Annotated in this window: 19 protein-coding genes and 1 tRNA gene; 10 read left to right on the top strand and 10 right to left on the bottom strand. The window is 59.2% G+C overall.

The genetic code is table 11. The features are described 5' to 3' along the window. Positions 1–105: 105 nt before the first annotated feature. A complete protein-coding gene (gene cls / locus ACTQ4R_RS02495; protein ID WP_441625510.1) occupies positions 106–1665 on the top strand; it encodes a cardiolipin synthase in 1560 nt (519 codons plus the stop codon). 34 nt (positions 1666–1699) lie between these two features. Here the strand turns inward: cls and ACTQ4R_RS02490 are convergent, their stop codons facing one another. Further along, the gene (locus ACTQ4R_RS02490) at positions 1700–2683 is read right to left on the bottom strand and encodes an NAD(P)-dependent oxidoreductase (protein ID WP_441625508.1); all 984 of its coding nucleotides are present in this window, start codon (positions 2681–2683) and stop codon (positions 1700–1702) included. Positions 2684–2825: 142 nt separating this feature from the next. Between ACTQ4R_RS02490 and ACTQ4R_RS02485 the strand changes: the two genes are divergently transcribed. The 3 genes from ACTQ4R_RS02485 to ACTQ4R_RS02475 all read left to right on the top strand — a co-directional run bounded on the left by ACTQ4R_RS02485 (position 2826) and on the right by ACTQ4R_RS02475 (position 6230). Further along, complete coding sequence (locus ACTQ4R_RS02485; protein WP_441625506.1) at positions 2826–3698, top strand: tRNA 2-thiocytidine biosynthesis TtcA family protein; 873 nt, start codon at positions 2826–2828, stop codon at positions 3696–3698. 15 nt (positions 3699–3713) lie between these two features. Beyond that, a complete protein-coding gene (locus ACTQ4R_RS02480; RefSeq protein WP_441625504.1) occupies positions 3714–6071 on the top strand; it encodes a hypothetical protein in 2358 nt (785 codons plus the stop codon). A gap of 85 nt (positions 6072–6156) precedes the next feature. Then, a tRNA-Gln gene (locus tag ACTQ4R_RS02475) sits at positions 6157–6230 on the top strand. A 169-nt stretch (positions 6231–6399) separates the two neighbouring features. Here the strand turns inward: ACTQ4R_RS02475 and ACTQ4R_RS02470 are convergent. The 3 genes from ACTQ4R_RS02470 to ACTQ4R_RS02460 all read right to left on the bottom strand — a co-directional run bounded on the left by ACTQ4R_RS02470 (position 6400) and on the right by ACTQ4R_RS02460 (position 8329). Next, complete coding sequence (locus ACTQ4R_RS02470) at positions 6400–7443, bottom strand: site-specific integrase (RefSeq protein WP_441625502.1); 1044 nt, start codon at positions 7441–7443, stop codon at positions 6400–6402. 196 nt (positions 7444–7639) lie between these two features. Further along, positions 7640–8041 carry an Arm DNA-binding domain-containing protein gene (locus ACTQ4R_RS02465; RefSeq protein ID WP_441625500.1) on the bottom strand — a complete coding sequence of 134 codons (402 nt, stop codon included), beginning with the start codon at positions 8039–8041 and terminating at the stop codon, positions 7640–7642. Positions 8042–8077: 36 nt separating this feature from the next. Continuing rightward, the gene (locus ACTQ4R_RS02460; protein WP_441625498.1) at positions 8078–8329 is read right to left on the bottom strand and encodes a hypothetical protein; all 252 of its coding nucleotides are present in this window, start codon (positions 8327–8329) and stop codon (positions 8078–8080) included. 126 nt (positions 8330–8455) lie between these two features. On the opposite strand from ACTQ4R_RS02460, the gene ACTQ4R_RS02455 reads away from it, so the two are divergent. The 3 genes from ACTQ4R_RS02455 (at position 8456) to ACTQ4R_RS02445 (ending at position 10181) form a co-directional block, all read left to right on the top strand. Beyond that, complete coding sequence (locus ACTQ4R_RS02455) at positions 8456–9706, top strand: hypothetical protein (protein ID WP_441625496.1); 1251 nt, start codon at positions 8456–8458, stop codon at positions 9704–9706. Next, the gene (locus ACTQ4R_RS02450; RefSeq protein ID WP_441625494.1) at positions 9646–9822 is read left to right on the top strand and encodes a LuxR C-terminal-related transcriptional regulator; all 177 of its coding nucleotides are present in this window, start codon (positions 9646–9648) and stop codon (positions 9820–9822) included. The genes ACTQ4R_RS02455 and ACTQ4R_RS02450 overlap by 61 nt, the downstream gene beginning before the upstream one ends. Before the next feature lie 107 nt (positions 9823–9929). Next, positions 9930–10181 (top strand): hypothetical protein, encoded by a 252-nt coding sequence (locus ACTQ4R_RS02445; protein WP_441625492.1) that lies wholly within the window; start codon positions 9930–9932, stop codon positions 10179–10181. Between the two features lie 165 nt (positions 10182–10346). On the opposite strand, the gene ACTQ4R_RS02440 is transcribed toward ACTQ4R_RS02445, so the two are convergent. Both ACTQ4R_RS02440 and ACTQ4R_RS02435 read right to left on the bottom strand, forming a co-directional pair. Beyond that, positions 10347–11519, bottom strand: a complete 1173-nt coding sequence (locus ACTQ4R_RS02440; RefSeq protein WP_441625490.1) for a M20 family metallopeptidase — start codon at positions 11517–11519, stop codon at positions 10347–10349. A gap of 12 nt (positions 11520–11531) precedes the next feature. Next, entirely contained in the window at positions 11532–12701 is a 1170-nt protein-coding gene (locus tag ACTQ4R_RS02435; protein WP_441625488.1) for a M20/M25/M40 family metallo-hydrolase, read from the bottom strand. A gap of 134 nt (positions 12702–12835) precedes the next feature. Here ACTQ4R_RS02435 and ACTQ4R_RS02430 point away from each other — a divergent pair, with 134 nt between their 5' ends. Then, positions 12836–13489 carry an AAA family ATPase gene (locus tag ACTQ4R_RS02430; protein WP_441625486.1) on the top strand — a complete coding sequence of 218 codons (654 nt, stop codon included), beginning with the start codon at positions 12836–12838 and terminating at the stop codon, positions 13487–13489. A 27-nt stretch (positions 13490–13516) separates the two neighbouring features. Here ACTQ4R_RS02430 and ACTQ4R_RS02425 read toward each other — a convergent pair whose 3' ends face one another. Further along, a complete protein-coding gene (locus tag ACTQ4R_RS02425) occupies positions 13517–13903 on the bottom strand; it encodes a winged helix-turn-helix domain-containing protein (protein WP_441625484.1) in 387 nt (128 codons plus the stop codon). Positions 13904–14033: 130 nt separating this feature from the next. Here ACTQ4R_RS02425 and ACTQ4R_RS02420 point away from each other — a divergent pair, with 130 nt between their 5' ends. Beyond that, a complete protein-coding gene (locus ACTQ4R_RS02420; RefSeq protein WP_441625482.1) occupies positions 14034–14471 on the top strand; it encodes a WapI family immunity protein in 438 nt (145 codons plus the stop codon). 82 nt (positions 14472–14553) lie between these two features. Here the strand turns inward: ACTQ4R_RS02420 and pckA are convergent, their stop codons facing one another. Both pckA and rsmA read right to left on the bottom strand, forming a co-directional pair. Continuing rightward, positions 14554–16122 (bottom strand): phosphoenolpyruvate carboxykinase (ATP), encoded by a 1569-nt coding sequence (gene pckA, locus ACTQ4R_RS02415; RefSeq protein WP_441625480.1) that lies wholly within the window; start codon positions 16120–16122, stop codon positions 14554–14556. Between the two features lie 165 nt (positions 16123–16287). Further along, on the bottom strand, positions 16288–17148 hold the full coding sequence (gene rsmA / locus ACTQ4R_RS02410; RefSeq protein ID WP_441625478.1) for a 16S rRNA (adenine(1518)-N(6)/adenine(1519)-N(6))-dimethyltransferase RsmA: 861 nt from the start codon (positions 17146–17148) through the stop codon (positions 16288–16290). Between the two features lie 111 nt (positions 17149–17259). Between rsmA and ACTQ4R_RS02405 the strand changes: the two genes are divergently transcribed. Further along, entirely contained in the window at positions 17260–17946 is a 687-nt protein-coding gene (locus ACTQ4R_RS02405) for a YjjG family noncanonical pyrimidine nucleotidase (protein ID WP_441625476.1), read from the top strand. 77 nt (positions 17947–18023) lie between these two features. Here ACTQ4R_RS02405 and ACTQ4R_RS02400 read toward each other — a convergent pair whose 3' ends face one another. After that, positions 18024–19055 carry a G5 domain-containing protein gene (locus ACTQ4R_RS02400; protein WP_441625474.1) on the bottom strand — a complete coding sequence of 344 codons (1032 nt, stop codon included), beginning with the start codon at positions 19053–19055 and terminating at the stop codon, positions 18024–18026. Positions 19056–19064 lie beyond the last annotated feature (9 nt).

Here is a 19064-nt window from a genome sequence, read left to right as displayed (position 1 = left end):
GGCAGGCGGAGCCAGTTTGTTTACAGAATGTTGGTTGCAGGAATTGGCAATTTTGCGTATAATACTGGCATGGAAGAGGATGCTTTTTCTTAGGAGGTGGCATTTATGGGGAAAAACCGCACCAAGACGCCGGAGCGCACCGAGCGACGCATCTCAGCCTTTACCAGCCTGTCCATGTGTGTTCTGACGGTGATTGCCCAGATTGCCACCACGCTTTTACTGACCCACTTTCTGCGGGAGAAAGCCAGTTATTTTTACGCTGTTTTGGAATTTATCGGCGCTGTGGCGGCCATTCGGGTGTATCTCCGGCCGGGCAGCCCCAGCTATAAGCTGGTGTGGATGTGTTTGCTGCTGGCCCTGCCGGTGGCGGGGATGATCCTGTTCTGCCTGTGGGGCGGCACGCACCAATCAAAAAGCTTGAGCTTGAAGAAGGTCCCTCCCATTCGGGAGCGGGAGAGCGCCCGCATGGAGTGTGAGAACAACATCGCCCGTCTGCGGCGCCAGTCCCCGGAGTGGGGGCGGTTGGCGTCCTACCTGCAAAAAAAGGGCTTTCCCCTGTACCGCAACACCACCGCCCGGTATTTTGACGACGGCGCAGCGTTTTTTGACGACCTGACAGTGCGGCTACGGCAGGCGGAGGTCTACATTTTCCTGGAATACTATATCCTGGCGGAGGGACAGGTCTGGGACCGTATCTTTTCCGTCCTGCGGGAGCGTGCCGCCGCCGGCGTGGAGGTGTGCATCATCTTCGACGATTTCGGCAATCTCACCCGGCTGTCTGACGATACCCTGCAGGCTATGCAGAGCGCCGGCATCGAGGTGCAGGTGTTCAATCCCGTACACCGCTATGTGAACCGCATTTACTTTAACTACCGGGACCACCGGAAGATCGCCGTCATTGACGGCACCACCGCCTACACCGGCGGCATCAACGTGGCGGACGAGTATGCCAACCTGTATGTCCGCTTCGGCCACTGGAAGGACTCCGCCGTCCGCATCGACGGTGACGGCGCCTGGGGCTTCGCGGTCCAGTTCATCCAGATGTGGAAGGAGATGGGCCGGACGCTGCCCAATGAGGACGACTATTACCGGCCCCGCCACAGCGGCATGGGCGTTGGCTACTGTCAGCCCTTTACGGACGGTCCTGTGAATAATCCGGACAATCCCATTGAGGAGACATATCTCCAGCTCATGGCCTCCGCCAAGCGGTTTTTGTATATCACCACGCCTTATTACGCCGTGGAGGATTCCATGCAGAAGGCGCTGTGCATGGCGGCGGACGCGGGGGTGGATGTGCGGCTGCTGGTGCCCGCCGTGCCGGACCACAAGCTCACCTACCTGGTGGCGGAGACCTACTGGGGCGAGCTGATGCGTCACGGTGTGAAGATCTACAAGTATACCCCGGGCTTCCTCCATGCCAAGAGCGTTATGGTGGACCGGGAGGTAGCTTTGATCGGCAGTACCAATATGGATTACCGCACCTTCCAGCTCCACTATGAATGCGGCGTACTGCTGTACCACATGCCGGTGGTGGAGGAGCTTTTGGAGGACCTGGACAACATTATGGGCCAAAGCACCCGCTACACCCTGGAGGAGTGGGAAAAGCGCCCCTGGTACCGCCGTATCTTTGCCTCGTTGCTGCGGCTGGGAGCCATCTGGCTGTGAAAAAACCGGCGGGATAGACGTCCCGCCGGATCAGTCATTTTACTTCGCAGGGAGTGGGGATGCCCCGGCTGCCATCCAGGACGGATCGAAGGCCGCAGAGGACCATGGATTCCGTGGCCTCCTGGGTGAAAAAGGCGTAATGCTGGGTATAAACAACGTTGGGAAACTGCTTGAGGTACAGCAGAGAGCGGTTGTCGATGATGCGGGTGCCCACGTGGACGTGCATGACGCCGGATTCTTCCTCCAGCGTGTCGATACCGGCGCCGCCCACCTGGCCGCTCTCCAGAGCGGCGATGAGGCTCTCTGTGTCGATGAGCTGGCCGCGGGCGGTGTTGATGAGGATGACGCCGGGCTTCATTTTTCCCAGGGCTTCCGCGTCGATCATATGGTAATTGGCCTGGGTCAAGGGCACGTGGAGGGTGACGATGTCGCTCTGGGTGTACAGCTGGTCCAGCTCCACATATTCCGCCATGCCCGCCAGGGACGAATCGGGGTGGTGGGCACAGGCCAGCACCCGGCAGCCGAAGCCGCTGAGGTTCCGGATAACGGCGGCGCCGATCTTGCCGGTGCCGATGACGCCCACGGTCAAGCTCCGCAGCTCCCGGCCCATGAGGCCGTCCAGGGAGAAGTCGTTCACCAGAGCCCGGCAGATAGAGACTTTTGCCTTGCGCAGCAGAATGAGCATCATCATGACGGTGAAATCCGCCACGTTGTTGGGGTCGTAGTGGGCATGGTACACATGGACGCCCAGGGCCTTTGCCGCCTCCGCATCGATGTGGTCGTATCCGATGGTGCGGGTGGAGAGATGTCGGATTCCCGCCTGGGCCATGGCCTCCAGCAGGGGGCGGTCCACCCGGGAATAGCCCAGCACGGAGATGCCGCCGCAGCCCTCCGCCAGAGCCAGAGTATCCGCCGTGAGGGGACCGTGGACCGGGACCAGCTCCACATCCAGTTGCTGCTGGAGACGCTTTAAAATGGGCTCTTCATAGTCGAGGATGTCGTACACGCAGATCTTCATTTGTTTTAACCATGCCTTTCCGGTCAAAATAAAAGCGCCTGGCATGTCCGCCGGCGCCATTGCTCACATATGATATTATACTACGCCGCCGGCGGCATTTCCATCTTTTTTTGCACCGGCTGCCGAGCCCACGGAGGAACCTATGTCCAGAGAGCTTTCGCCCCGGGAGATTGCCGAGCGCAGTCTCATCAAAAAGTACAGAAAAGAGCTGTGGAATCCTTTCATCGCCGCTGTGAAGCGGTACGAGCTGGTGCAGCCCGGCGACCGCATCGCCGTGTGCATCTCCGGCGGAAAGGATTCCATGGTGTTGGCCAAGCTGATGCAGGAGCTGCAGCGCCACACCGACCACCCCTTTGAATTGACCTTCCTGGTGATGGACCCCGGCTACAACCCGGAAAACCGGGCTCTCATCGAGTCCAACGCGGCGCTTTTGGGCATCCCCATCACCATTTTTGAAAGCGACATTTTCGACGTTACCGTCCAGGTGGAGAAAAACCCCTGCTACCTCTGCGCCCGCATGCGCCGGGGCTTTTTGTACAGCAAGGCCCAGGAGCTGGGATGCAACAAGATCGCTCTGGGCCACCATTTTTCCGATGTGGTGGAGACCACGCTGCTGGGCCTTTTTTACGGTGCCCAGCTCCAGGCCATGCCCCCTAAGCTCACCAGCAAAAATTTCCCCGGCATGGAGCTGATCCGGCCGCTGTACTGCGTCCATGAGGATGACATCATCGCTTGGAAGAACTACAACCACCTGCGCTTCCTCCAATGTGCCTGCCGCTTCACGGAGGCCCGGGACACCGCCGGCGACGGCGTGGGGGAGAGCAAGCGGCAGGAGATGAAAGTTCTGCTGCGGGAGCTGAAAAGGACCAACCCCAATATTGAAAAAAGCATTTTCCGCGCCATCCACGGCGTGCAGCTGGATACGTTTCCCGGCTTTAAATACCGGGGCGGAGAGCACTCCTTCCTGGAGTTCTACGGTGACCGGCGGGACGTGTTTGGCGGCAAGGATACCTAAACAAGGAGAACGAGCATGGATTACTATCGCTGTGAAAACTCGGACTGCGGCTTTCTGGCCGGGGAGGAGCCGGATATATGCCCCCGGTGCGGCGGCACCTTTTTCACGCCGCTTTTGGAGGAGGACCTCTCCGGCGGCGATTGGGTGTGGCTGGGCAACCAGGCGGTGGATGAAAAGCGGGACACAGATGCCCTGGCCTGCTATCAGCGCGCCGCGGCCTTGGGGGATGATGCCGGCCTTACAAACCTTGGCTGGTGCCTGGAGGCGGGCATCGGCGTTTCGGCGGACCCCAAACAGGCGGTGGTGCTGTATGCCCAAGCGGCGGCCCGGGATTACCTGCCGGCTCTGACCAACCTGGGCTTCTGCTATACATACGGCATCGGCGTGGAGCGGGACTACGGCAAAGCGCTGGAGTGCTTCCGCCGGGCGGCGGAGCGGGGCTTTCCCAGGGCGCAATTTCAGCTGGGTGAGGCATACCGGCGGGGCTTCGGCGTGGAGGAGGACGACGGCGAGGCGGTGAAGTGGTATCAGTCCGCCGCCTGGCTGGGCTATCCCGCCGCCCAGACGGAGCTGGGCCGCTGCCTGGAATTTGGCACCGGCATCCCGGAAAACCTGGCGCAGGCGGTGAAATGGTACCGTGCCGCGGCGGAGCAGAACAACGCGCCGGGACAGTGCTGTCTGGGCTTCTGCTATGAGAGCGGGCGGGGCGTGGAGCAGGACTGGGCAGAGGCTGTCAAGTGGTATGGAAGAGCGGCGGACCAGGACTATGCCCGGGCCCAGTGCAACCTGGCCTGGTGCTATGAAAACGGCAAAGGCGTGGAGCAGGACTGCGGTGAGGCGGTACGGCTGTACCGCGCAGCGGCGGAGCAGGGGTATCCCCGGGGTCAGCTGTGCCTGGGCTTCTGCCTGGAACGGGGCAGAGGCGTGCCCATAGACCTGCGGCAGGCTGCTGAGTGGTATCGCAAGGCGGCGGAGCAGGGGGAGGAGGATGCTTGCTGCTGCCTGGGGTATCTGTATGAGTCCGGCGAGGGCGTGGAGCAAAGCTGGGAGGAGGCTATCCGGTGGTACCGCCGGTCAGCGGAACTGGGCTCCGCCCGGGGCCAATGCAATCTGGCCTGGTGCTGCGAAAACGGCAAGGGTACGGCAAAGGACCTGGGAGAGGCTTTCCGCTGGTATCACGCGGCGGCGGAGCAGCAGTTTCCCCGGGGGCTTTTCGGCGTGGCCCGGGCCTATGACTACGGCGTCGGCGTGGCGCGGGATGTCGGTGAGGCCTGCCGGTGGTATGAAAAGGCGGCGGAGGCCGGTTCAGCCGCCGCCATGTGCGACCTGGGCGTCTGCTATGAGCGGGGCGAAGGCGTGGAGCAAAGCTGGGAAAAGGCGGCGGAGCTGTACCGGAAGGCGGCGGACGGCGGTAATCCGGCGGGCCAGTGCAACCTTGGCTATCTCTATGAAACCGGGCGGGGCGTCCCTCAAAGCTGGGAACTGGCGGCAAAGTGGTACAGCGACGCCGCGCAGCTGGGCTTTGCCCGGGCCCAGTGCAACCTGGCCTGGTGCTACGAAAACGGCAAGGGCGTGGAGCGAAATCTGACCCGGGCGGTCCACTGGTACCGCAAGGCGGCGGAGCAGGAGGACCCCAGGGGCATGTACTGCATGGGTGTTTGCTGCAAGCGGGGCCTGGGCGTGGAGCAGGATTTGACCCAGGCGGTCCGGTGGTACGAAAAGGCCGCGGAGGCAGGCCTGCCGGCGGCTATGTGCAGCTTGGGTGTCTGCTATGAAAACGGTGAGGGCGTGTCGGAGGACCTGGAACAGGCGGCGGCGCTGTATCGGCGGGCTGCCGAACAGGGCGACGCGGCGGGCCAGTGCAATCTGGGCTACCTCTATGAGGCGGGCCGCGGTGTGTCCCAGGACTGGGCCCAGGCGGCACAGTGGTACGAAAAGGCGGCGGAGCAGGGGTATCCCCGCGCCATGTGCAATTTGGGCGTCTGTTTTGAGTTTGGAAACGGCGTCACAAAGGACACTGGCCGGGCGGCGGAGCTGTACCGTAAAGCGGCGGAGCGGGGAGACCAGACAGCGGCCTGCAATCTGGGCTATCTCTATGAAACCGGAGTAGGCGTGGGACAGGATTGGGCCCAGGCGGCCAAGTGGTATGCTGTGTCGGCGGAAAAGGGCCTTGCCCGGGCGCAGTATCACCTGGCCTGGTGCTGCGAGCATGGTAAGGGCGTGCCAAGGGACGCGGAAAAGGCCCTCCGGCTTTACCAGGCTGCGGCAGAGCAGCAGTATGAAGACGCGGAGCAGCGGGCCTCCCGTTTGCTCCGGGGCCGGGAAAAGGGAGGCCTTTTCCGGGGAATTTTCGGAGGACGAAAGGAACGGTAAAAAAAGAAAGCTTTTTTTAAAAAACCTATTGACAAAAAACTGCTTTTCTGTATAATAATATCTGTTCGCTGCGGCGGACAGATATAGCGGGTTTGTGTAAAGGTAGCACAGCAGACTCTGACTCTGTATGTGAGGGTTCGAATCCTTCACCCGCTGCCAAATAGAAAACCTCGGAACTTCAATGGTTCCGAGGTTTTTCTTTTATTTCCAATGGTTTGAGGTCCATTGACGGCTTTCGAGTGCTGTTATCTGTATGTTGCAAATACAACCCGTGTGCAATTTTTACAACCGTAATTGCACACGCCGTTGCACACGAAAAACACCCCTCTCAGGTGTCCGGCGCAAGCGCTTTGAAGTATTCGTTGATCTTTTCATCAGCGATCTGCTTATCGCTGTTGAAAACGTGCTGATAGATATTTTGAAGCGTCGATTCATTGGACCATCCACCGCGGGCCATCGCCAGCTTCGTTGTGATGCCGATAGAAAGCATGATTGAAGCATTGGTATGCCGCAGACCATGAATCCCGACGAACGGGATTTTATTTTTTTCACACAGGACCTTGAAATGGTTGTAGATGTCGTTCGGATTCATATTGGTTATTCTACCAGCACTCTTCCCGCATTCCTCCTGAATAGCATTCAAACGCGCTGCCAGATAGTCCGGCATTTCCAGAACGCGTCGTGACTTTTCTGTTTTCGTGGTGTTTTTGATAACATACTCGTTCTTCTCATTTGGAACAAGAGCCTTCGTGACGCTTACCGTCTTTTTATCAAAATCAATGTCCGTCCATTCCAGAGCGCATATCTCAGATCGACGTAGTCCGAGCAGAAGCGCAAACAGAATAGGTGCTTCGATCCGGTCTCCCCTGCACACATCCAGCAGCTTGGCGATATCTCCCGCCTCCAGAAATGCGTGTTCCTTCTTTGCTCTTGCAGGGTATGTCAGCTTCCTGGCGTCAATCTCCGTATAATCAGAAAGAACGGAAAGCAAGAGAGCAATAGCATTCTTGATCGTCTTATTGGATTTATCAGATGCAAGGGAATTGATCTCTTTCTGGATATCCGATCTCTTAATGGAAACCGCTTTTTTCGACATCAGGCTTTGGAAGTAATTCTCCTGAATATTCTTATATGATTTTATCGTTGATGGAGACAGGATATTGGAACGGGAGGACACATATTCCGCAAAGGCCCTCTTTACAGTTACTTCTCGTCTTGGAACGTCCTCCTCGATTGATCTCGTTTTAATTCCGGAGGCCCAGTATTGAGCCTCTTCCGGCGTATCAAACGTGGCTCCGTGCCGCTTCCCGTCAATCATGATCTGAATTCGCCACTTCCCAGATGGAAGTTGTTTCGGCTCTGGAAGTTTCACGTGAAATCCCCCTTTACCGTATCAGGCTGGTAAATGCTACGGCCTAACACTTATTTTTTTCCTTGTACCATTCTATCCGAATCAGTTTTTATATATTTTCCAGAAGAAACCAAATCGTCAGCGTATCCGTACAATTTCTCTTTTCCTTCTTGGTTCAGCTCGCGGTATAGATTCAATAGAGATTCTTCATCATCGTTTATGGAACGCTCATTTGCTGGAAACGAAATTCCTCCGCCGGTTTCGGCGGGGGTTTTTTCTTTTTCTTCCCTCTCATCATCAAAAAACCGCATGGCATTACCTGAGCCTTGTAGTGCTTGATGGTGGACCATTTTTTATCGCCCATATATTCCGCCAGCCAAATGGTCATCCATTCTTCCAGCGTCATCTGACAGGGTTCTATATAGGTCCCTTCATCGATCTCAACCGTGACCTGCGCGAGCTTTTCCCGGACCTCTTTCTGCGTCTTTCCATAAATTGATTTTTGCTTCTGCTTTCCGTTGACGGGATCGAAGCCGATTGTAAATCGTGCTTCCCACCGGCCATCAGAACGCTTGCGGATGGTCCCTGCTCCCTGCGCATTTTTCTTATTGCGCTTCATAATACTCCTTTCCGAGCGTAGGCCAGTCCACCGTGTTTAGGGTGCTTCTATACCGTGAGCGTGCAGTTGATGATACAATGAGTAACCGAGACATCCTGCCTCGTAACCGCAGACAATGCGACAATCCCTGCTCTGTTGCTTTTCAATGCGAGCGAGGTATTTCAGAATATTTTTCGCATCCGGTTCGACCTGGACCTCGGCAAAAAAGCGGTCATCCTCCATGCTGTAGCAACAAAGCGTGTAATTTGTGGTATGGACATCCATTCCTACATAGATTATACTTGTCATGATGACTCCTCCTCTTGTATGTGGTAATTCCTGTGTGCTTTTTGTTTGCACTTTAAGTATGACAGGTAAATCCACGCTTTACAAGCGAAGGGGTCATTTCATATTGTCTATCCGCTCATCGATGAGGTGCTGTTTCGTCCCCTGACGGCCCGTCAGCGGGAATTTCTGGTGCGGCTGGGTGTGCCGGATGATTTCACGATGGAAGAGGCAGCGTTCCTATGGCTGGAAGATGACACTGCGGCGCTGCTGAGCCAGCTGACAGAACAAAATGCCTTTATCACCTGTACCGACGGTGTGTATCGCTATCACAATATGCTGCGCTCCTGCGCTCGGAAGAAGTTCCTGCTGCTGCCGGAAACGGAACAGAATGCCACCCTGCTCCGCCTGGGACAGTGGTATGAGAAGATGGGGGAGTGCTGCCTTGCCGCGGAGTGCTATGAAAAAACCGGCAGCTGGGACGACCTCCTGCGGACGGTGGGACAGGACCGGGGTCTGAGCTTCGGCCCCGAGCGGCTGCCGCTGATGCGCCGCTGGATGGCAAATTGCCCGGAGGCGTGTCAGCTGCGCCATCCGCGGGCGCTGCTGGTATTTATGCTGCTGCTCTTTTACGGCCGGGACATCCCGGAAATGCGGCGGTGTCACGCGCTGTTTCAGCGCAGCATGGCCCTTTGCACCGACCTTTCCCAGCAGGAGCGGGATCAGCTGGAGGGAGAGGCCCTGCTGCGCCTGCCTTTCCTGTACTTCAACGACATCTCCGCTATGAGCGCCTATCACCGGCGGATCCGCGCCCTGATCCCCGCAGACTGCAACCCATGGACCCAGGGTTCGCCCTCCGTTTTAATGCTCTATCACAGCAAAAGCGGCAGCCTTGACCGCGAGAATGCCGAGATGCGGGAATGTATGCCCATTTACAGCCGTGTCGCCAGCGGACACGGCAGCGGCGCGGCGACAATGATGCAGGCCGAAACGGAATTGATGCGGGGGAACCTTACCGATGCCGACATTCTCTGCCGCCAGGCGGAGGAGCAGGCGCTGGAGGTAGGGAAATACAGCATTTATACCGCTGCTGCCTTTCTCTCCGCCCGCCTGGCGCTGTATGAGCAGCCGCCCCGGAATGATTTTTCCCCGCTGGATCGCGCGGCGGACACCCTGCGCCGTGCGCATCAGTACCGTTTGCTGACCACCGTGGAGCTGGGCCGGGGATGGCTCAGCGCCCTGCTGGGGCAGACAGAGCAGCTTCCCGCGTGGCTGACGGCGGAAGGCGCCAGCATGGCACAGGTGTTCCCGCTGATTGAGCCGATCTTTCAGAGCGGGAAATGGAGATCGCCGCTCTGGCGGCTCAGCGCAAGAGCAGCCGGGAGATCGCCGAGATTCTGAACGTTTCCGTCAAGTCTGTCAACAACCGTCTGAACGCCGTCTATGAGAAGCTGGGGCTGGGCGGCGAGGGGAGGAACAAACGCCAGGCACTGGCCAGGCTCTTAAAAAACGCATAATGGAATCCGGTAAATTGGGGTAATCATTACCCTACCTAATTCAAAAACGCCACTGTATAGTCAAACTATACAGTGGCGTTTTTTTATAGAAAGGAAGGTGACGACCGATGACGGGGCCTCCCATCAAGTCAGTGGCGGCACACAGGGGCTATATTCTGCGGGTGGAATGGAGCAACGGCAGTGCCACGCTGCTGAACATGCGTCCCAGACTGCAAAGCCCACGTTTTGGCGTGCTGCGGGATAAAGCAGTCTGGAAGTCTGTGACCACGGATGAACGGACCATCCGCTGGATCGATGACATGGGCTTTTCCTACGAGATGGCGGAGTATGAGGTCAATCAATTCGCCAGTGGGCTTTGAAGAAAAAGAACGAAACTGACAGCAAAAATGGCTGCCCCCGGAGGGGGCTGCCAGTGAATGATGAGTGGTTGGCGAATCATTCGAGCGCCTTAAAGCGCAGACGCATAATAGGGCCCCATAGGGCCTGTGCAGGGCCGCCGGCAAAGTGTGCCGGTGATCTTGGCTTTAAAAGCTGTCCGGCAGAGCCAGAATGGCTGCTGTCAGCCGCTTGGCCTGGGTCAGCAGGGAATCCAGGCGGGCGTGCTCGTTTTGAGAGTGCTGCCCCGCACCCAGAACGCCAACGGCGCAGAGGGTGGGGATGCCTAAGGCAGTGGTATAGGCGCTGTCGGAACAGCCGGCGCTGTACACCGTGCCGGGAGTGCCCAATCCCAGGGCTTCGCTGGCGGAGCGGTAGACCGCAAACAGCTCCGCTGTCCGCTCCGTCTCCTCCATAGCGGGAAAGCCCACCAGGGGACCCAGGGTGCAGTGGGTGCCGGGGGTCTCCACGGTATCGCAGATGGTGCGCAGCTGTTCCATGGCCTCCTGACAGTCCCGGTTGGTGTGGAAGCGGATGGCAACGGATACCTCACAGTGGTCTGGCACCACGTTGGCGCTTGTGCCGCCGTGGATGATGCCGCAGTTGTAGGTGACGTGGGCCGGGTCCGACAGGGCGTGGATGGCCACGATTTTTTTTGCCGCCTCCAGCACGGCGCTGGCGCCTTTTTCCGGGGCGGTGCCGGCGTGGCTGGCGATGCCCGACACCGTCAGCTTCATGATGCCGCCGCCCTTGCGGCGGGTCACCACGCCGCCGTCCGGCAGGCCGCTTTCGAAGGTAAAGGCGGCGCCGCAGCCTTTGGCGGTGGTCTGGAGATATTCCACCACCTGCCGCTTGGAGAGGGTGTGGGCGGTCTCCTCGTCGCTGGCCAGGGCCAGCTTCAGCTGCCGGCGGTCATAGCCGGCGTATTGCAGCGCCCGGATGACGTACAGGGCGATGACCAAGCCGCCCTTGCAGTCGTGGACGCCGGGGCCGTAGACGCAGCCGTCGTCCTTTACGGTCCAGGTACCGCCGGGAAAGCTGCCGGTGGGATGGACGGTGTCCATATGGCCCAGCAGCAGTACAGGGGAAAGCGCCCGTTCCGCCGTCCAGGCGGAAAGGCAGGTGCCGGCGCCCTCGGGGCGGAATTTCTCCGTTTCCATGCCCAGGGCGTTGCAGTAGGTATCCAAATGGCTCGCCAGCTTGTCCACGGCGGCGGGGTCGGCGCTGGGGGTCTCCAGCCGCACCACAGTCTCCCACAGGCGCAGCATCTCGTTCTGGCACCGGTCCAGGTAGGCCAGGGCCACATCCAATTGGGTCATCATGAGGCCGCCTCCTCAGAATGTCTCCGGCAGCGTGAGGATGGAGGCGGCCAGCCGCTTGGCCTGGGTCACCAGGGAGGCTGGGTCAGCGTGCTCGTTGGGGGAGTGCTGCCCCTCGCCCCGGACGCCCACGGCGCAGAGTGTGGGGATGCCCATGGAGGTGGTGTAGGCGCTGTCGGAGCAGCCGGCGGTGCCCACGGTGCCGGGCCGGGGCAGGTCCAGGGCCTCGCTTGCGTCCTGGTAGACCTTCACCAGTTCCGCCGTGCCGCTGATCTCCTCCATGGCGGGGAAGCCTGTGAAGGTGCCCAGGGTGCAGTGGGTCTTCGGGGTCTCCACCTTACCGCAGATGTCCTGGATCTTGGCAATGGTGGCCTCCCGGTCCTGGTTGCTGTGGAAGCGGAAGCACACGTCCACCACGCATTTGGCGGGGATGGTGTTGACACTGGTGCCGCCGCTGATCTTGCCGCAGTTGCAGATGACCCGGTCCAGGTCCGTCAGGTCCTCGATGGCCACGATCTTTTTTGCCGCCTCCCGGATGGCGTTGGCACCCTTTTCCGGGGCGGTGCCGCAGTGGCTGGCAATGCCGTCCACTGTCAGCTTGAACACGACGGCGCCCTTGCGGCGGGTCACGATGTCGCCGCTCATGAGGCCGCTTTCAAAGGTGAAGGCGGCGCCGCAGCCCTCCGCATGGCGGCGGAGAAAGTCCACGGACTGCATCTGGGACAGAGCGTGGCCGGTCTCCTCGTCGCTGACTACGGCCAGCCGCAGCTGGCGGCGGTCGAAGCCCGCGTGCTGGAGAGCCCGGATGGCGTACAGGGCGATGACCAAGCCGCCCTTGCAGTCGTGGGCGCCGGGGCCGTACACAAAGCCGTCGTCCTTCACGGTCCAGGCGCCGCCGGGAAAGCTGCCCACGGGATGGACGGTGTCAATATGGCCCAGCAGCAGTACGGGAGAGAGATCGCCGGACGCCGTCTGGGCGGCCAGGCAGGTGCCGGCACCCTCGGGGCGGAACTTTTCCGTTTCCATACCCAGGGCGCGGCAGTAGGTATCCAGATGGCTTGCCAGCTTGTCAACGGCGGCGGGATCGCTGCTGGGGGATTCCAGCCGTACCAGATTTTCCCAGAGCCCCATCATTTCACCCTGGTACTGGTCCAGATAGGCCATTGCTTTTTCCATTTGTGTCATGAGCATCGCTCCTTTGCCGAAATATGGTGTATGATACCATGTTTTTTGAAAGCTGTCACGCTGCTTTGCACTTTCGTTTGACGATTTGGGCAAAATGCGCTATAATAAATTTACCAAAGAGAGGAGTGATCTCGATGAAGACCATCATTACCATTGGACGTCAGTTCGGCAGCGGCGGCAAGGAAGTGGGTATCCGCGTGGCCAAGGAGCTGGGCATTCCGTTTTACGATAAAGAGCTTTTGCAGGAGGCGGCCAAGAAAAGCGGCCTGTGTGAGAAGATCTTCGAAAACTTTGACGAGAGGCCCAAGAGCCTTCTGTACTCCATCGCCATGGATTCGTACATGTTCGCCCTGCCCGGCACCGGCGCCGGCGATTCCCTGGAGCAGCAGGTGTACCTGGCTACCTTTGATACCATCCGCCATATTGCCGCCCAGGGCCCCTGCGTCATGATCGGCCGCTGCGCGGACTATGCCCTGGCGGACGACCCCAACCACCTGAGCCTGTTTATCCACGCTCCCATGGACGTGCGCATTCAGCGGGTGGCCAAGCGGCAGAACATCTCTCCGGAGGAGGCCCGCCGGCTCATCATCAAGACTGACAAACGGCGCGCCTCTTACTATGAGTACTATTCCTCTCAAAAGTGGGGCGCTGTGGAGAGCTACGATTTCTGCATCGACTCCAGCTACTTAGGCCTCGGCGGCACCGTGGAGCTCATTCGGGCCATGGTGGCCCACAAGGAGCATCCCATTCCCAGCCCCACCGAGGAAGACCCCACCGCGAAGAATTGAGCGAATATCATACAAAAGGACCGCCGTTCAGCGGTCCTTTTGTATGCATTCTTGTTCCAGTTCCCGGTAAAATCCGAAGACTGTCTCGAATTTGCTTTGGGCGTAGGCGGTCACATCAGCCACATACGCCTCATACGCAGCCAGCAGGCGTTCCGCCTCGGGAGTCAGAACCGCGCCGCCGCCGCCTCTGCCGCCGATGGTGGAATCCAGCATCTTGCAGCCGAACACCTCCTCCGCCGTGCGGATGATGCGCCAGGCCTTGGAGTAGGCCATGCCCATGGAGGCCGCGGCGGAGCGCAGGGACTTATGCGCACGTACCCGTTCCAAAAGCGTTGCAATCCCCGGACCGAAGCAGCGCTGGTTGTCATCGGTATAAAGCCGTACTGTCAGCTTTAAATGCAGTTCCTTGTCCATGTGTGCGCCTCCTTGTTCCGCTGCCGGCGGATGCCGGAATTTTCTTTATTTTATCACATCCGCTCCGGTTTGCAAACAGGAGAAAGTATGCTACAATAAAACAAACACCAATGAAGGAGACGACCCCGCCATGCTTTTTAAAAATGAAGAAGCCAGCCTGCGCCTGGATATTGTAAACTACGAGTTTCCCGCCGACGGCGGCGACCCCACCAGTGATGACCGCAACTGGCTGGTGCTTCGCTGCGGGTGGAAGGATGAGGACGGAAATGTGGTAAAAGATTCCAACAGCTGCCTGCTCACCTATGAGCTGCGGGAGATGACCGCCGGATTGAAGGTCTTGAACGCCGGCATTAGGGACTATTATGTGAGCACATTTGTGGAGCCCTACTTTGAAATAGGTGTCCAGGCGGTAGACGGAGGCTTCCAGGTGGATGTGTCTTTCTACCTTCCCAATACCATGGACGGCAACGACACCGCCGAGATCGAGGCGCAGATGAGCAAGGAGGAGATGGCCGCTCTGATTGACGAGCTGGACGCCCTCTGCGCCAAATACCCGGACCGGAGTTGAGGAGTGATCAGAGCCTGTCCGGACTGGAACGCGAAAAGCCGCCCCCCAGAGCATATCAACTGCTCTGGGGGGCGGAAGCTTATCAATCCGCTTTGGGACCGGCGGCGACCACCTCAGCGCTCATGTGGGTGTACTTCTTGAAGTTCTCCGCAAAGCTGGAGGCCAGCTTCTTGCAGCTTGCCTCATAAGCGGCCTTGTCCTCCCAAGTGTTGGCGGGGATCAGCAGCTCAGAGGGCACGCCCTCGATGGCGGTAGGCACCTGCACGCCGAAGGTGGGGTCGGTGACGAACGCACCCTGCTCAATGGCGCCGGTGAGGGCGGCGGTGACCATGGCGCGGGTATAGCTGAGCTTCATACGCTTGCCGGTGCCGTTCCAGCCGGTGTTCACCAGATAGACGTGGGCACCGGATTTCTCCACCTTTTCCGCCAGCATGGCGGCGTAGACAGAGGGGTCCAGGGGCAGGAAAGGCTCGCCGAAGCAGGTGGAGAAGGTGGGTACAGGCTCGGTGATGCCGATCTCCGTACCGGCCACCTTGCTGGTGAAGCCGGAGACGAAGTAGTACATGGCCTGGTTTTTATCCAGCTTAGAGATGGGAGGCAGCACGCCGTAAGCGTCCGCCGTGAGGAAAATAACGGTCTTGGGGACGCTGGAGCTCATGCCGGACAGCTCCGCGTTAGGAATGTACTCCACGGGATAGCCCACCCGGGAGTTGACGGCCAGGGAGTCGTCGTCAAAGTCGAATTCACGGGTCTCCTCGTCCATGACCACGTTTTCCACCAGGGAGCCGAACTTGATGGCGTTGTAGATCTCCGGCTCGCCCTCGGGGCTGAGGTTGATGCACTTGGCATAGCAGCCGCCCTCGAAGTTGAACACGGAGTCGTCGGCCCAGCCATGCTCGTCATCACCGATGAGCAGGCGGTTGGGGTCGGCGGACAGGGTAGTCTTGCCGGTGCCGGACAGGCCGAAGAACACGGCAGTGTCGCCGCCCTTGCCCATGTTGGCGGAGCAGTGCATGGGGAACACGCCCTTCTTGGGCAGCACGTAGTTCATGACGGAGAACACGGACTTTTTGATCTCACCGGCGTACTGGGTGCCGCAGATCACCACCATCTTCTCCTCGTAGTCCACCAGGATCGCGGCCTCGGAGCGGGTGCCGTCGATCTCGGGGACGCACTTGAAGCCGGGGGCGGCGATGATGGTGTAGTCAGCGGTGAAGCTCTCCAGCTGCTGGGTGGTGGGACGGCGCAGCAGCTGGTGGATGAACAGGTTCTGGGAAGCCAGCTCATTGACGATGCGGAAGGCCTGGGTGTACTTGGGGTCGGCACCGGCGAAGCCGTCGAAAATAAAGATCTCCTTGTTCTGCAGGTAGGCCAGCACCTTGCCCTTGATGGCCTCGAACTTGGCCTTCTCGATGGGACGGTTCACCTTGCCCCAGGCGATCTCGTCATGGACGGCGGGAGTGTCCACAATGAACTTGTCGTTGGCGCTACGGCCCGTGTACTTGCCGGTCTTGACCACCAACGCGCCGGTGTTGGAGAGCTTGCCCTCACCGCGGCGAAGGGCATGCTCCGTCAGCTGGGCGGGGGTCAGGTTGCGGTAGACGGCAGAGGCATTGACGATGCCGATATTTTCCAAACCGTAGGTTTCCATGAAGAGGTCCTCCTTTGAGATTGTGAGATGAGATTTCTTACGCATACAGTTGACTGCCAATTTGTTTCCAGAAAAACGGTTGCGGAAACTTTTTTGGCTTATTTTAACCCAACTTTGGGAGAAAAGCAAGACGGAAAAAGGAAATTCAAATACATGGGGCGGAAATCAGCTTTTTCGGGCAAGAAGACAGCTTGACAGCCTGCTGAAGTCCTCCAACGTCAGCTGCTCGCCTCTGACAGACAGGGAAAGGCCGCATTCCGTTACAGCAGCTTGGATGTCCTCCTTGCTGTACTCGGCAAGCGCGCTGGAGAGGCTGTTGACCAAAGTCTTGCGCCGCAGCAGGAAGGCTCCCCGCATGCAGCGGAAGAAGAACGCCTCGTTGCCCACGGAAACAGCGGGCTTTTCCCGCCGGACACACCGTATAACGGCGGAGGTCACCTTGGGGGCCGGCAGGAACTTTTCCCGGGGCACCTCGAACAGCAGCTCGGTCTCCATGTAATACTGCAAAAACAGTGAGAAGGACCCGCCCTCGGAGGAGCCTTGGGCGGCGCACAGCCGGCGGGCTACCTCCCGCTGGATGAGGACCGTGATGGACTGGAAGCAGGGGGTCTCCACCAGCTTTTCCAGGACCGGCGTGGTGATGTTATAGGGGAGGTTGGCGCAGACGATGGGCGTCAGCCCCTGGAATTTTTCCGTCGCCAGGGCGTTGAGGTCCAGCTTCATCACGTCGCCTGGCACGATCTCCACGTTGGGATAGGACGCCATGGTCTCCGCAAGGACCGGCAGCAAAGAGCGGTCCAGCTCCACAGACACCACCTTGCCGGCCCGCTGGGCCAGTTCCGCCGTCAAAGGGCCGATGCCGGGTCCGATCTCCAGCACGCCGCAGGTCCGGCCCGCCCGGGAGGCCGCGGCGATGTCATAAGGCACTTGGGGGTCAATGAGGAAATTCTGCCCCATGGATTTGGAAAAATGGAATCCGTGGCGGCCCAGCAGGGCCCGGATGGAATCATAATCACAAAGGTTCATGGAAGTACCGCCTTTCCAAGCAAGTGCAAATAGTATATCAAAAAAACGGCGCCTTGCAAACCCCCGGACCATCCGTTACAATGGAAATACAACGGGAAAGGAAAGACCGCCATGATCAAACATGTTTTTTTGGACCTGGACGACACGCTGCTGGACTTCACCCAGGCGGAGGCCATTGCCTTGAAAAAGGCGCTGACGGAGATGGAAGCGCCTGCCCACCGGGCGGTATTGGAGCGTTATCACGAGATCAACCAGCGCCAGTGGGAGCTGCTGGAGGAAGGAGTCCTCACCCGGGAGCAGGTGCTGGTGTCCCGGTTCGAGATTTTGTTCCGGGAACTGGGGCTGGACCGGGAGGCGGCGGAGACCTGCGCACGCTATGAGGGTCATCTGGCGGAGGGACATATTTTTCTCCCCGGCGCACTGGAACTCCTGGAGGCATTGGCCCCCCGGTACAGGCTGTACCTGGCCTCCAACGGCGCTGCCGCCGTTCAGAGGATGCGGCTGAAGAGCGCGGGCATCCTGCCGTATTTCCAAAATATATTCATCTCCGAGGAGATGGGGGCCGATAAGCCCAGCCTGGAATTTTTCCGCCTTTGCTTCTCCGCCATCCCGGGCTTTGATCCGGCGGAGGCCGTCATGGTGGGGGACAGCCTTACCTCCGACATTCGCGGCGGCCGGAACGCCGGCATCCGCACCTGTTGGTTTAACGCAAAAGACAAGCCATCCCGGCCGGATATCCTGCCGGACCACACCATACGGACGTTGGCGGAGCTGCCGCCGCTTCTGGAAACATTGTGACAGCATGAAAAACTCCCCCGGTACGACTGTACCGGGGGAGAAACACGTTTACATGATTTCAAAGGGAAGGAGCGGCCTCACTCCAGAATATAGACCGTGCAGGTGCGGCGGCCAAAGTTGATGCACTGCTGGTAGGTGTCGTAATAAAGGTCCACCTTATTGCCGCGGACGCCGGTATCCTCAGCCACGGCCATGCCGTAGACCACACTGCCGTCGCTGGCGACGATATACATTTTCGTGCCCAGCGGAATGACATTTTTGTCCACGGCCACCACGCCCTTGCGGACGAAAGTGCCGGTGGCGGTACAGCTGTCCGCGCCGCCATGACCGGCGGTATATGCCGTGGCGGTCATGGATTTGGCGTTGGAAAAATTCAGCGTGGCGCCGGACTGGAACACCAGAGTGCCGCTTCCGTCGCTGTTTTGGTTGATGCTTGCGATGCGGTCCTCGGTGGTAACGTCGGAGGATGCGGTGCCATATTCAACGATCTCATTGACGGCGGTGCTGTCCACTTCCTCTACGAAATGGCGGGAGACCTGCTCACCGCCGGACCAGATGACCTCGTAAATGGCGGTGCGCTCACCGTTGACGCCGGACTGCACCAGCCGCTCCGTGCCTTTCGGCAGGTCGGGGTTGGCGACCCGCTCCGTCTCATAGGCCACGGTCTCCCGGACCTGGTCATAGTAGGTGAGCTGATCGGAAATGGTCAGCTCCACGCCGGGGACAGACAGGTCCACAGCCACCATGTCCATGGGGCCGGGCTCAATGTGCAGCCGGTTCAGCAGGGCGGAGATGGTCTCCTTCCGGGACTGGACGGAGAGAATGGAGTCTTGATAGTTAACCGTGACGGTCTGGCCGGCGGCCAGTGTCACATCATAACCCTTGCTGCTGGTGGTCACGTACACCAGTCGGGAGGACAGGTCGGGCACTTCCCGGGTGTCCTCGTCCAGGACGATAGCCGTGTCATCCACGCCGGTGAGAATGTAGAGGGCGGCGGCCTGGTCTGTGGAAATCCAGCTGACAAAGAGCGTCATGACCAGTCCGGACAGGAAGAGCCCCCGGCGCCTCCAGAAATCATGCAGTTTTTTCTGTCGGTTTTGCTTGTTCAAAGTGTACCT

The sequence above is a fragment of the Dysosmobacter sp. Sow4_B12 genome, from assembly GCF_052116665.1.
Taxonomy (GTDB): Bacteria; Bacillota; Clostridia; order Oscillospirales; family Oscillospiraceae; genus Oscillibacter.
Note: the sequence above shows the minus strand (reverse complement) of the source record. Positions and strands in the feature narration are given on the sequence as shown.